Here is a 14,274-nt window from a genome sequence, read left to right as displayed (position 1 = left end):
CGAACTCAGGAGCCCGCGTGCTCGAGCTTGGTCGCCAGAGAGCTGGCGGCCCGCGGGCCTCGGGCAGATTGCCCGGCGGCCGACAGCGCTGGCGAGGCCGGGCTGCCATCGCCGTGAATCACGCGCAGAACCCAGTCGCACGTCAGCTTCATGAAGGCCTGCTGGGACGCCTGCGAGATCAGGCCGTGATCGATCTCGGGGACGAAGCGGTAGTCGAGCCGGCGCGCGAAGGGCTCCTTGCCGAAGGGCCCGAGCAGGTCGCGCCGGCGGTCCTTGGTCTGGACGCTGCCGGTGAAGAACATCATGGTCGCGACACCGCGCTCGGCCAGTTGGTTCATCGAGCGGCAGAAGTAGTCGGCCGAGTCGCGCGGCCCCGTCGAGTCGAAGATGTTCTGGTCGCCGGGCGCCTGCTGTTGCCGCGGCAGCAGCGTGCGCCGGATCACGCCCACGACCCGGCCGAAGAACGCACCCGGCTTGGGATCCGCGAGCGCCCGGCGCAGGCTGCGTTCCCAGCGTGCGCGCCGGCCGGGGAAGTTGGGCCCATCGAACATCAGGAGGCCGATCAGGCGGGGGTCCGCGACGGCGATGGAAAGGCCGTTGTGGGCACCGGAACACAGGCCGATCAGCACGAAGCGATGGACGCCGAGCATCGTGCCCACCAGATTCATGGCGGCCTGCACGTCGAGCACTGCCTGGGTCCTGAAGTCCGCCGTCTCGCCGGCCGGCCGGCTGTCGCCGAGTCCGGCCAGGTCCATGCGGATGCTGCTGATGCCGCAGGCAGCCATCTGCCGTGCCAGCTTCACATTGGTGCGCCGGGGGCCGATGCGGTGGATCGCACCCATGTTCATCAGGATGCAGCCGACCGGTACCATCGGACCGTCGCCAGGCGTCGTGATGATGCCGATCAGCGAGCCGTCGGGCCCGAACTGCACAGGGGTTTCGTTGTAGTCATCCATTGATTTCTGCCACCAAGCGTTGCAAAGCCTCGGCCGGGACCATGGCACTGTTGGGGAACGGGTCGGAAGTCCAGACCAGCGAGTGCTGGAACGGCGACAACCGGACCGGGGTCTGGCGCTCGGCCTGCATCTTCGCCCACCGGTTGGCGGCTTCGTCCTCGGGGTCGGCCAGCACGATAGTCTCATGCGATGCCGTCAGCTGGAGCGACTGCGGAGTGAGCGCGCGCAATTGGTTGCGCAGCGTGGGCGAGACGGCGAAGCCGAGCAGTTCGTCGGTGAAGGCGTCCTTGTCGGCCGTCAGACGCCGGCGCCAGGCACGGTCGGGAACCCAGTAGGAGGCCTCGAGCGCCGAGACGTGCTTCTCCCGCATCGTGTCGAGGTAACCCGCGCCGTCCACGATCGGGTCCCAGAGGATGACGCGCGACGGGTCGCTGCGGCCGCTGCGGGCCGCCAGCACCGCCAAGGTGGCGCCCAGGCGCGACCCCAGCCACACGATGCGGCGCGGGGCGGTCAGCCGGTGCAACTCTTCGTGCGCGGTGCAGACGTCGCGCCGCCAGCCTTCGAGGTCGCCGTCGGTGTCGTCGCCGGACGAATCGCCGGTGCCGTGGCAGTCGAAGCGCAGCACCGCCACGCCGGCGCGGGCGAGCCGGTCGGACAGCACCCGGAACAGCCGATGGGTGCGGACCATTTCCTGCCCGAACGGCGCACAGACGAGGACCGCGATGTCACGCTCGCGTTCGGGCGGATGGAAAAGCCCGAACAGGCGGCGCTGGGGCGGGCCGAAGAGCATCGGGGTCATGCGTAAGTCTCGTTGTCTTGGAGGACAGGGCGTGGCGCGACCGCGGGCGCCCCCGCGTCGGTTTCGAGCACCCGGGCGATGGCGCACACCACGCCCTCGCCACCATCGAAGGAGTGCAGGGCGAGCCGCGCCATTCTGCCATCGAGGGGCAGCCGGACTTCGCGTGCGTCTTCTTCCAGGCCCGCCTCGAAGCTGCGCGTATCGATGCCGAGCCCCGTTCCGACGGCCTTGAGGCACGCCTCCTTGCGGGTCCAGCCGACCAGGAAGGCCCGGTCGCGCTGCTCGGACGGCAACGACGCCAGTGCCCGCTGTTCGGCGGCGGTGAAATAGTCGGCGGCCAGCGCGGCAGCGTCCGGCATCGGGCGCAGCAACTCGACGTCGACGCCGATCTCGGCGCCGTTGCTGATCGCGATCAGGGCGACCGATTGGCTGTGGCTGAGGTTGAAGTGCAGCCCGACCGGCTCGATCAGGAGGGGTTTTCCGAACGCGCCGAGCGTGAAGTCCAACAGGGCGCCGGGGATGCCGGTCTGCTGGGCCAGCGTGCTGCGCAACGCGGCATGGGCGGCGACGAAGCGATGCCGGTCGCGGGCGAAGACGAAGCGCCGGGCGCGCTCCCATTCGTCGTCGGACAGGCAGGCGACGGCGGCCGGGGTCGGCGCGCTGTCGAGGTCGGCCCGCCACAGCTGGCAGTGCGAACTGGCGGGAAGCTGCACGAGGGTCATGGCGCGCCCCTCAGCCCTTGCGGCCCCAACCCGAGAACACGCGTCCCAGCAGTCCTCGCCGCGCCTCGCCCTGCGGCGCTACGGCCTCGACCGGTCCCACGTCGAGCGGCGTGCCCGCGGCGGCCGAGGCCAGCTGCCCCAGCGTCTCGAACACGTAGCGGCGCGGCTCGACCCGGAAGCCCATGACCTGCTCGGCCTGCTGGATCACGCGCATCGCGAGCAGCGAGTCGCCCCCGAGGTCGAAGAAGGTCTCGTGCGGACTGATCTCGTTGACGTCGATGCTCAGCGCGCTGGCCCAGATCTGGGCCAGTCGGGCCTGCTCGGGCAGCAGCAGTGTCTGCTGCGGCGCCGCTGCGGCGAACACCGGCTCGGTCGTGGCTGTGGGTGCCGGGGCGATCGGCTCGTCGCTGGCGGCCAATCGCTCCAGGTAGCGCGCGCTGGCCGAGTCGCCGGCGTCGGTCAGGGCTGCGAGCGTCAGTGCGGGCTGGTCGGCAAGCTTGCCGAGCAACTCGACGTAGCGCTCCTTGAAGGCGGCGCCGGTCTCGCTCAGGTAGATGTCGGTGTTGTAGATCACCGCGCCCTCGAGGCCGCCGGGCTTTTCCATCAGCCAGAGGCCGAGATCGTCGGTGGCACCGCTCTGCGTCAGGTGCAGCTGGCGATCGGCCAGGCCGCCCATGGTCAGCGATCGCTCGCGCGCATCCTGGAACGAGAACAGCGCCTGGTAGAGGCCCACGCCCTGGGCCCGCTCGACGAATTCGGGCTCGGTGACCAGGCGCTCGAACGGGATCTGCTGGGCGCCCATGACTGCCAGCAGCTCCGTCTTCACGTAGCGCATGAAGTCGCCGAAACCCAGCGACGGATCGATCTGGAAGGACAGCGGCAGCAGGTTGTTGAAGAAGCCCATCACCGATTCGAGCTCGGGCGCCTCGCGCACGCGCACCGGGGTCGCGATCACGATCGAATTGCTGCGCACGATGTTGCCCATCATCAGGATGAACACGCCCAGCGTCAGCATGTTGAGCGTCACGTCGTGGCGGCGGCTCAGTTCGCGCAGGCGCTCGGTGAGTTCGAGGTCGACACGGATCCAGTGCGAGCTGCCCTGGCCGCTCATGCCGGCGCGGCGCGGCATGTCGGTGCGCGGTGCCTTCGGCGCAGGCGAGTTCGCGAAGCGGTCCTTCCAGAACTTCAGCTGGGCCTCGCATTCGGGCGTCTCGAGCCAGCGCGAGAACCACTCGGCGTAGTCGCCGTGTGTCACTTCGAGGGCCGGCAGCGCGTCGGGTTCGCCCCTGACCAGCGCGCCATAGACGGCCGACAGCTCGTTCTGCAGGATGTCGAAGGACCAGCCGTCCCAGATCAGATGGTGCGGCACGAAGACGAAGACATGGTCGTCGGCCGCCATCCGGAACAGCGTCGCATGGAACAGCGGCGCCCGGCGGATGTCGATCGCGCGGTCCGCCAGCTCGCGCATGCGGGCTGCCAGGGCGGCCTCGCGCTCGTCCGTGCCAAGCCCGCTCAGGTCGACCACCGGCAGCGTGTAGTCGAGTTGCTGGGCGATCAGGGCGGCGGGCGCGCCGGTTTGCGGATCGGGACCGATGGCGGTGCGCAGGGTGGGCTGGCGCCGGATGATGGCGCGCACGGCCGCCTCGAACTTCGCGACATCCAGCGGACCGCCGAAGCGGTGCGCCGAGGGCGCGTTGTAGGTCGAGCGGCCCGGATGCATCTCCTCGACGAAGCGCACGCGATCCTGCATCGGCGTCAGGGGCGCGCTGCGGCGGCCTGGCTGGCGCGGGATCGGCTCGGCGCGCGGCGCGCCGTGCGCGCTCAGGGCGTCGATGGCGGCGGCCAGGCGCTCGGCCGTGGGCGCCTCGAACAGGGTGCGCAGCGGCACCTTCAGTTCGAATTCGCGTCCGAGCAGCGTCGCCAGCCGGGCCGCCAGCAGCGAATGGCCGCCGAGCGCGAAGAAGTCGTCGCGGATACCGAGGCCGGGCAGGTTCAGCACTTTTTCCATGGTCGCCAGCACGACTTTCTCGCGCTCGTTGCGCGGTGCCAGCCGTTCAGCTGCCTGCGGGCGCAGGTCGGTCGGGCGCGGCAGCGCCTTGCGGTCGACCTTGCCATTGGGCAGCAGCGGCAGCGCCGGCAGCACCATCACGTGCTGCGGCAGCATGTACTGCGGCAGGCGTGCGCGCAGTTGTTCGCGCAGGGCGGCTTCGTCGAGAACCGCGCCGGGCGCCATGGCGAGGTAGGCGACCAGGCGGACGTCGCCGGGCTGGTCCTCGCGCGCCATCACCACGCTGCGCGCCACGCCGGGGGCTTCGTCGCAGCGTGCCTCGATCTCGCCGAGTTCGATGCGGTAGCCGCGCACCTTGACCTGGAAGTCGAAGCGGCCCATGTGCTCCAGCAGGCCGTCGTTGCGCCAGCGGCCGCGGTCGCCGGTGCGGTACATCCGGGCCGGGCTGCCGTCCAGGCGGGCCTGGACGAAGCGCTCGGCGGTCAGCTCGGGCCGGTCGAGATAGCCGAGCGTGACGCCGGCGCCGCCGATCCAGATCTCGCCGGGGACGCCGATCGCGCAGGGCTTGCCCTGGCCGTCGACGATCCAGACTGTGGTGTTGGCGATCGGGCGGCCGATCGACACGCTGCGCTCGGCCAGGCCGGCCGCGCTGACGCGCCAGAGGGTCGACCAGACCGTGGTCTCGGTCGGCCCGTACATGTTCCAGACCTCGCCGCAGCGCCGCAGCAGCTCATGGGCCAGGTCCGCCGGCAGGCTCTCGCCGCCGACCAGCGCCCGGAAGCCCGGCCGTCCCGGCCACTGGGCGTCGACCAGCAGGCGCCACATGCCCGGCGTGGCTTGCATCATCGTGGCGCCGCTGTCGTCCAGCAGGGTGGCCAGCGCCTGCCCGTCCATGGCGGCCTCGCGCGGCACCATGACGATCTCGGCCCCGACCTGCAGCGGCAGCAGCAGTTCGAGCACGGCGATGTCGAAGGACAGCGTGGTCACCGCCGCCAGCCGGTCGTCGGCGGCGATCGAGGGCTCGCCGCGCATGCTCTGCAGGAAGTTCGCGACCGCGCCGTGCGGAACGCAGACGCCCTTGGGCTTGCCGGTGGAGCCCGAGGTGTAGATCACGTAGGCCGCATCGTCGGCCTGGGCGTCCATCGGGCCGGCCGCCAGCGGCGCGCCGGACAGGTTGCGCCAGGCGGCGTCGGTGTCGATCTCGAACAGCCGCCCGGCGGCATCGCCGCGCCACGCGCGCGGCGCGCTGGCGATCGACGATTGCGTGAGCAGCAGCGAGAGGCCGGCGTCCTCGGCGTAGTAGTCGAGGCGGGCCTTCGGAAACTCGGGGTCGAGCGGCACGTAGGCGGCGCCGGACTTCAGCACCGCCAGCAGGGCGACCACCATGTCGGTGCCGCGGTTCAGGCACAGGCCCACGCGCTGGCCGCGCTGCACGCCGCGCTCGCGCAGGGCGCGCGCCAGGCGGCTGGACTGCTGGTCGAGTTCGGCGTAACTGCACCGCGCGGCGCCATCGCGCAGCGCGGCGCGCTCCGGCGCTGCGGCCGCCTGGGCCACGAAACCCGCATGCATCAGCGGCAGTCCGGCGAGCGGCGTCGCCGCCGGCTGCAGGGCCCGCACGGCGGCTTCTTCGGCGGCCGGCAGCATGTCGAGGGCCGCGATCCCCTGGCCCGCGTCGCGCACCGCGGAGCGCAGCAGGCATTCGAACATCGCCAGCCAGCGGCGCACGGTCTGGTCGTCGAACAGGTCGGCGTTGTATTGGGTCTCGACCTGCATCCCGCCCGCCACCGGCGTGACGTTGAGGAACAGCTCGAAATTCTCGTAGGCCCGCGGGACCGAACTCAGCGCCACGTCCAGGTCCGGGAAGGTGCCCTGGCCCGCGACCGCGTCGCGGTCGACGTTGAACATCACGTTGACCAGCGGCAGCCGGCTCGGATCGCGCGGCACGGGCAGCTTGCGCAGCAGCGCGCCATAGGTCAGCGTCTGGTGCTCGAAGGCGTCCAGCAGCAGGGTGCCGGATTGGCGCACCAGCGTCTGGAACGGCAGCTGGGCGTCGACCGCGAGGCGCAAGGGCAGCAGGTTGACGCAGTGGCCCACCAGCGTGGGCATGTCGCTGGCCATCTGCCCGGCGGCCGGGATGCCGACCACCAGGTCGTCCTGCTCGGTCAGGCGGTGCAGCAGCGCGGCGAAGCCGCCCAGCATCGCGGCGAACAGGCTGGTGCCCGAACCTGCGCCGAGCTTGCGCAGGGCGTCGACCAGATCGCGCTCGAGCAGGTGGTCGATGCGCTTCGAACGGAAGGTGCGCACCGCGGGGCGCGCGTGGTCGAGCGGCAGCTCGAGCACCGGCAGCGTGCCACCCGAGAAGCGCGCGAGCCAGTAGTCGACGTGCGCCTGCATTGCCGGGCCGGCGGCTTCGTCGGTCTCCCAGGCGGCGTAGTCGACGTAGCGGGCCGGCGCATCCGGTGTCGGGCCGGCGCCGAGCTCCTCGGCGTAGAGCCGGCCCAGGTCTTCGGTGATCACGCCCCAGGACCAGCCGTCGCACACGGCGTGGTGCGCCGACAGCAGCAGCACGTGCTCGTCGGCGGAGAGCCGCGAGAGGGCAGCGCGAAACAGAGGGCCATGCTCGAGCGAGAACGGCTCGCGCACGGCGGCGGCGCCCTGGGCGTCGATGGCCTGGCGCTGGGCCGCGGCATCGAGTGCGCCGAGGTCGTGCCGGGCCAGTGCCACGGGCGTCGCACCGCCGATCAGCAACTGGGTGCCGTCGGGGGAGATCGTCGCTCGCAGGGCGTCGTGGCGCTCGACCAGGCGATCGAGCGCCTTGGCAAGGGCCTGTTCGTCCAGTGCGCCGCGCAGCCGCAGCGCCGTCGCCTCGTTGTAGGCCAGCGAGGCTTCCTGGCCCAGCCGGTCGCCAAGCCAGACCTCGCGCTGGGCCTCGGTGGTCGCGACGACCTGCTCGATCGAGCCGCCCGCAAAGGGGTCGAACTCGGCGGCGTCGTCTTCCGGTGTGTCCATGACTGCGGCCATCATGCCTGGAACCTCACGTACTTGCCCTGTGCGGCGGGATCGGGAACGAACCAGGCCGGCTGCCCGTCCCGGTCGCGGCCGAGGCGGGCATTGGGCACCGGCGGCTGCGACGGATCGACATCGGGCTTGGTCGCGGCGCGACGCGGCAGCAGTTCGGCATCCTGCAACTCCGCCACCGATTCCTTGAAGGCGGACTTGATGGTCGCGATGTCCTGCTGGCTGTGGGCGGTCGTCATGAAGCAGGGGAAGTTGTCGAGGATGTGGACGCCGCGGCTGCGCATCATCGCGAACAGCAGGTCCTGCAGCGGATGGTCTTCCAGCCAGGTCACGCGCCAGAGCGAGGAGAAGTAGCGGATCTCGATCGGCGCCCCGACCTCGCGGCAGAAGGCCGTCAACTCGTCGGCCATGGCCGCGGTGTGCAGGTTCAGCGTCTGCTGCAGCGCGCCGTTGTCGCGCTTCAGGTGCTCCAGCGCGGCCTTGGCGGCCGACAGCGCGAGCGGGTGCCGCACGAAGGTGCCGGCGAAATAGGTCACGCCGACGGTCGGCACCGAGTCGTCGCCGTACTGCCAGGCGCCGCCGTCGAGCGCGTCCATGTAGTGCCGCTTGCCGGCGATCACCCCGACCGGGAAGCCGCCGCCGATCACCTTGCCGTAGCAGGCGAGGTCGGCACGCACGCCGAACAGGGCCTGGGCGCCGTGCAGGTCGCAGCGGAAGCCGGTGATGACCTCGTCGAAGATCAGGCAGGTCTCGGACTTCTCGGTGATGGCGCGCAGTTCGCGCAGGAACTCGCGCGGCTGGAAGTCGGGCCGGCGGCTCTGCACCGGCTCGACCAGCACGGCAGCGAGTTCGTCGCCGTGGGCGCGGATGAACTCGAGCGATTCGGGCGTGCCGTAGTCCAGCACCCGGATCTCTCCGAACATCCCCTGCAGCACGCCGGGCGCCGCCGACATGCCCTTGGCATTGCGGCCGGCGCGAACCAGCACTTCGTCGAAAGTGCCGTGGTAGGAGCCGGTGAACATCACGACCGTGCTGCGGCCGGTGACGGTGCGCGCGATCCGCATCGCGGCCATCACCGATTCAGAGCCGGTATTGCACAGGCCGGCACGGTCGAAGCCGGTCAGCTCGCAGACCAGTTCCGAGACCTCGGCGGCCAACGGATGCTGCGGCCCGATCTCGTAGCCGCGATCGAGCTGGGCGCGCACCGCATCGTTGATGAAGTCGGGCTGCCAGCCGAACAGGTTCATGCCGAAGCCGTTGAGCACGTCGACGTATTCGTTGCCGTCGAGGTCCCAGAGCCGCGAGCCCTTGGAGCGCTCGACCACGATCTGGTAGGTGATCTCCTTGGTCGCCGGCCGGAAGCCGTTGACGACGCGGGGATCGGCCATCTGCGGGCGATGCCGTTCGGTGAAGGCCTTGCTCTTGGCCGTGCGCTCGGTGTAGCGGCGCATGAAGGCGGCCAGCCGCGCCTTCTGGCGTTCGGTCGGTTCCTTGCTTTGCGTATGGATGCGGGCGATCGCGCCGAACGCCTTCTTGACGTCGTATTTCTGCAGCGGCGCCGGCTCTTCGGCGTCGGCGGCTGCGGGCGATGTGGACGCCGTGGCCGCGGCGGTGGCCATGGGCGTAGGTTGCTCCACCGCCGCTGCCGGCAGCCCAGGGCTGGTCGGCATCGGCGGCGCCGCCGACAGCAATGCGAGTTGCTGTTGCATCAGTTGCATCTGCTGCGCGATCACCTGCTGCACCAGCGTACCGGCGCCCGGGCCGGCCACGGGCAGCGCCGCCGGCGCCGTTGCCGCCCAAGCGACGGCGGCCGGTTGCGGTACGGCGATGGCCGCCGCCGACGTGGGTGCCACCGTGGCCGCAGCGGCCACCGGGTCGGGCGGCAGGTTGGCATCGAGGAACTCGGCCAGGGCGTCGAAGCTGCGGTAGCTTTCCATCAGCTGGCGGAAGCTCAGGTTGACCTTGAACTGCTTCTTCACCTGGATCGCCGCCTGCGTCAGGGTCAGCGAGTCGAGGCCGATTTCGACGAACGGCGAGGCGCCGGCCACGTCGGCCATGGCGATGCCCGAGAGTTCCTCGAACAAGTCGCGCAGTCGGATGGCGAGGGAAGCGCGTCGCGCAGGGGCGGCGCTGGCGGCAGGAACGGCGACAGTCATTGTCAACTCCGGGATCGGTGAAGAGGGTGGCAGGGAGAGAGCGGGCACGGGCGCGACAGCGGCTGCAGAAGTCGCGATGTCGACCCAGAAGCGCTTGCGCTCGAACGGATAGGTGGGCAGCTCCAGGCGCAGCTTGCGGATGCGGCCGTCGAGCCGGCCCGGGTCGATGTCGAGGCCGAGCGTCCAGAGCCGGCCGGCGGCCAGGCGCCAGCTCGCGCATTCGCGCGCGGGCGCGTCGGCCAGCAGGGCCACGGCGGTCACCGGGCGCTGCCGCGACGCATGCTGGCGGACCAGCGTCGTCAAGGTGTTGCGCGGCCCCAGTTCGATGAACAGCGGGTGCTCGGTCTGCGCCAGCGCCGCCAGGGCGGCCGGGGCGAAGCGGACCGTCTCGCGCAGGTGGCGGGCCCAGTAGGCCGGGTCGATCGCCTCGGCATCGCTGAGCAGGCGTCCGGTCAAGGTCGAGTAGATCGGCGTCGTCGGTGCCGCCAGCCGGACTTCGCGCACCAGCGCCTCGAACGGTGCGACCGCGCCTTCCATCATCTGCGAGTGGAAGGCATGCGAGGTCTGCAGCAGCTTGGCCGCCACGCCGCCGGCTTCAAGCCGTTGGCGGAACGCTTCGATCAGCGCCGCCGGGCCGGCGGCAACGCAGGCGTTCGGACCGTTCTCGGCCGCCAGCGAGATGCCCTCGGGCAGTTGCGCCGCAAGCTCGTCCGCGGGCATCCGCACCGACAGCATGTCGCCCTCGGGCATCGACTGCATCAGCGCGCCACGGCGGGCCACCAGCCGCGCCGCGTCGCCCAGCTGCATGACGCCGGCCAGCACGGCGGCGGCGAATTCGCCGACGCTGTGGCCGATCAGGGCCGCCGGCCGGACACCGAGCGACTGCAGCTGGCGTGCCAGCGCGTATTCGAGCGCGAAGGTGGCGGGCTGGGTCACCGAGGTCGGCTTGAGCGCCGCGTCGTCGTCCGAGAACATGCGCTCGCGCAGGTCGAAGGACAGCACGCCTTGGAAGGCCTGCAGGCATTCGTCGAAGGCGGCGCGGAACACCGGCTCGCCGGCATGCAGTGCCCGGCCCATGCCCGCATACTGCGCGCCCTGGCCCGGGAACAGGAACACGGCCTGCGGCACCCAGGCCGCGATCTCGCCCGTGGCGCGGCTCGATGGATCGTCGGTGCGCAGCGCCTCGACGGCCTGGGCGGCCGATTCGGCGACCACGCAGGCGCGGTGCGCAAATGCCTTGCGGCCGACCCGCAGCGTGTGGGCGACATCGGCCAGCGAGGCGTCCGGGTGGGCGGCGAGGTGGTCGGCCAGGCGCGCCGTGGCGGCCGCCAGCGCGGTCGGCGTGCGCGCCGACAGCTGCAGCAATTGGGGCCCGCTGCCGGCCTCGGCGGCCGCGGCCGGCGGCGCTTCCTCGACCACCACGTGGGCGTTGGTGCCGCCGACGCCGAAGGAGCTCACGCCGGCGCGCCGCGGCGTCGCGCCGCGCGGCCAGGATTGCAGCCGGTCGACGACGCGGAAGGGCGTGGCCTCGAAGGCGATGGCCGGATTGGGCGACTCGAAGTGCAGCGACGCCGGGATCACCTGCTCGCGCAGCGCCAGGGTGGTCTTGATCAGCCCGGTGGCGCCGGCGGCCGCCACCAGGTGGCCGATGTTGCTCTTGACCGAGCCGACGCCGCAGAAGCCGGTGTCGGCGGTGTGGGCGCCGTAGGCCTTGGCCAGCGCGGCGATTTCGATCGGGTCACCCATCGGCGTCGCGGTGCCGTGGGTCTCGACATAGGAGATGCTGCGGGCATCGACGCCGGCCGAGGCCAGCGCCGCCGTCACCACCCGGGCCTGGCCGTCGATGCTGGGCGCGGTGAAGCTGGCCTTGACGCCGCCGTCGTTGTTGACGGCTGCGCCGCGCAGCACCGCATGGATCGGGTCGCCGTCGGCCAGCGCGGCCGACAGGCGCTTGAGCAGCACCACCGCGGCGCCGTCGCTGAACACCGTGCCCTGGGCCTTGGCGTCGAAGCTGCGGGTGTGGCCGTCGGGGGAGAGCATCGCGCCCTCCTGGTAGAGGTAGCCGCTGTTCGGCGGGCAGGTCACCGCCGCGCCGCCCGCCAGTGCCATGTCGCAATCGCCGTTGCGCAGCGCCGAGAAGGCCTGGGCGATCGCCACCAGCGAGGTCGAGCAGGCCGTGTGGACGCTGATCGCCGGGCCGGTCAGGTTGAGCCGGTGGGCCACGCGGGTCGCGATGAAGTCCTTGTCGTTGGCCAGCGCGACCGGCAGCTCGCCGAGCTGTTCGATCAGGTCGGGCCGGCTCAGCAGGTGATGCTGGAAGTAGCTGTTGCCGTACATGCCGGCGAACACGCCGACCGGCCCGGGCGTGCTGTCGGGCGCGTAGCCGCCGCGCTCCAGGCATTCCCAGCAGAGCTCGAGGAACAGGCGCTGCTGCGGGTCCATCACCTCGGCTTCCTTCGGGCTGATGCCGAAGTGCGCGGCATCGAACATCTCGATGCCGTCGACCACGCCGCGGGCCCGCACGTAGGCCGGGTCGCTGCGAAGTGCGGCGCCGACCGACGGGTCGAGCGTCGCATCGTCGAAGAAGCGGATCGTGTCGCGGCCGGCGCGCAGGTTGTCCCAGAACTGTTCGATGTCCGCGGCACCGGGGAAGCGGCCCGCCATCGCGATGATGGCCACGGGTTCGAGCGCCGCGGCCGGCGGGGCCACGAGGGGCGCGGCAGCCGCCGCGCCAGCCTCCGGCTGCGGCTCGCCCAGGGCCAGCGCCAGCGCGCGCGGCGTCGGGTCCTGGAAGAAGTCGTTGGCGACCAGCCGGCGCGAGCCCGCGCCTTCGAGCTCGCGCATCACGCGCAGCACGGCCAGCGAGGTGCCGCCCAGCTCGAAGAAATTGTCGAGCGCGCCGGCGCGGTCGAGATCGAGCACTTCGGCGAACACCTGGCAGACCCGGGTCTCGAGCCGGCCCGCCGGTTCGCGATAGACCGAGGCCAGTTCAGGGCGCTGGCGCGGCGGTGCCGGCAGCGCCCGGCGGTCGAGCTTGCCGTTCTCGGTGATCGGCAGGGCCGCCAGTTCGACGAAGGCCGACGGCAGCATGAATTGGGGCAGGTCCTTCGCCAGCAGGGCCCGCAGCTCGGCCATCGGCAAGGGCCGTGCCTTCGGCACCACGTAGGCCACCAGCCGGGCTTCGCCATCGGGCGTGTCGGTGCGGGCGATGACCGCGCATTCGCGCACCTCGGCATGGCGCAGCAGCAGGGTCTCGATCTCGTCGGTCTCGATGCGGAAGCCGCGGATCTTGACCTGGTGGTCGATCCGCCCCAGGCACTCGATGTCGCCGTCCTCGCCGCGCCGGCCGAGGTCGCCCGAGCGGTAGGCCCGCAGCGTCTGGCCGCTGGCCGGATCGGTCCAGTCGATGAAGCGCTCCGCCGTCAACTCGGGACGGCGCAAGTAGCCGTTGCTCACACCGGCGCCGCTGACCACGATCTCGCCGGTTTCCCCGGCCGCCACCGGCCGCAGCTCGGCGTCGAGGATGTCGATGCGCAGGTCGGGGATCGCGCGGCCGATCATGCTGCCGCGCCGCGCCTCGAGGTCTTCACGGGCGATCGGCCGCCAGCTGACATGGACCGTGGTCTCGGTGATGCCGTACATGTTGACCAGCTGCGGCCGGGCATCGCCGTGGCGGTCGAACCAGGGACGCAGGGTCTCGAAGGACAGCGCTTCGCCGCCGAAGATCACGTAGCGCAGCGCCAGCGCCTCGGGCGGCAGGGCCGCGCGGCGGTCGGCCTCGATCAGCGAACGGAAGGCCGACGGCGTCTGGTTGAGCACCGTGACCCGCTCGCGCACCAGCAGGTCGAGCAGCTCGGCCGGCGAACGCGTGATCGTGTAGGGCACCACCACCACCCGGCCGCCGTAGACCAGCGCGCCCCAGATCTCCCAGACCGAGAAGTCGAAGGCATGGGAGTGGAAGAAGGTCCACACATCGTCGGCACCGAAGCCGTACCAGGCGTCGGTGGCGTCGAACAGGCGCGCCACGTTGGCATGGGTCACCAGGCAGCCCTTGGGCCGGCCGGTGGACCCGGAGGTGTAGATCACGTAGGCCAGGGCCTCGGGGTCGGCGTCGCCGATGTCGCCGGCCTGCTCGTCGGCCAGGCTTTGGTCGTCGATCAGCACCACCGGCACGTCGGTCTTCGGCCAGGCGGCGGCGCTGGCGGACGAGGTCAGCAAGGCCACCGGCCGGGCATCGCCGAGCGTGAACTCGATCCGGTCCATCGGGTAGTCGAGATCGATGGGCAGGTAGGCAGCGCCCGATTTCAGGATCGCAAGAAGGCCGACCACCATGTCGACCGAGCGCTCCATGCCGATGGCGATCAGCTGGTCGCGCCCCGCGCCGGCGCGCTGCAGTCGGCGCGCCAGCTGGTTGGCGCGTCGGTTCAGTTGCTCGTAAGAGATGGATTCGCTAGCGTCGCTGACCGCCACGGCACCGGGCTGCGTGGCCGCGAGTGCCGCAACGCGTTGGTGTAGGGGTACGAATGTGGTCACCTTGGAATCCCTCTCTCCATCAGCTCGAAATCAACGCAACACGATGTGTCGATGTACAGAGACTAATAACAAAGCAGTCACT

The 14,274-nt window shown here is 71.1% G+C and carries 5 protein-coding genes; all 5 read right to left on the bottom strand.

Going from position 1 to position 14,274, the window contains the following annotated elements; all coding sequences use genetic code 11:
* Positions 1 to 5: 5 nt before the first annotated feature.
* The 5 genes from QTI17_RS14255 to QTI17_RS14235 are packed head-to-tail and all read right to left on the bottom strand — an operon-like array spanning position 6 to position 14,192.
* A complete protein-coding gene (locus QTI17_RS14255) occupies positions 6 to 956 on the bottom strand; it encodes an alpha/beta fold hydrolase (RefSeq protein ID WP_286533904.1) in 951 nt (316 codons plus the stop codon).
* Positions 949 to 1,755 carry an alpha/beta fold hydrolase gene (locus QTI17_RS14250; protein ID WP_286533903.1) on the bottom strand — a complete coding sequence of 269 codons (807 nt, stop codon included), beginning with the start codon at positions 1,753 to 1,755 and terminating at the stop codon, positions 949 to 951. Before QTI17_RS14250 ends, QTI17_RS14255 begins: the two co-directional genes overlap by 8 nt.
* Positions 1,752 to 2,477, bottom strand: coding sequence for a 4'-phosphopantetheinyl transferase family protein (locus tag QTI17_RS14245; protein ID WP_286533902.1), 726 nt, complete (start codon positions 2,475 to 2,477; stop codon positions 1,752 to 1,754). Before QTI17_RS14245 ends, QTI17_RS14250 begins: the two co-directional genes overlap by 4 nt.
* Positions 2,478 to 2,487: 10 nt before the next feature.
* Positions 2,488 to 7,494, bottom strand: a complete 5,007-nt coding sequence (locus QTI17_RS14240) for a non-ribosomal peptide synthetase (RefSeq protein WP_286533901.1) — start codon at positions 7,492 to 7,494, stop codon at positions 2,488 to 2,490.
* 11 nt (positions 7,495 to 7,505) lie between these two features.
* Positions 7,506 to 14,192, bottom strand: a complete 6,687-nt coding sequence (locus QTI17_RS14235) for a polyketide synthase (protein ID WP_286533899.1) — start codon at positions 14,190 to 14,192, stop codon at positions 7,506 to 7,508.
* Between the last annotated feature and the right edge of the window lie 82 nt (positions 14,193 to 14,274).

It is taken from the genome of Variovorax sp. J31P179 (assembly GCF_030316985.1).
GTDB lineage: Bacteria > Pseudomonadota > Gammaproteobacteria > Burkholderiales > Burkholderiaceae_C > Variovorax > Variovorax ginsengisoli_B.
This window is presented reverse-complemented; position numbering and strand designations above follow the sequence as displayed.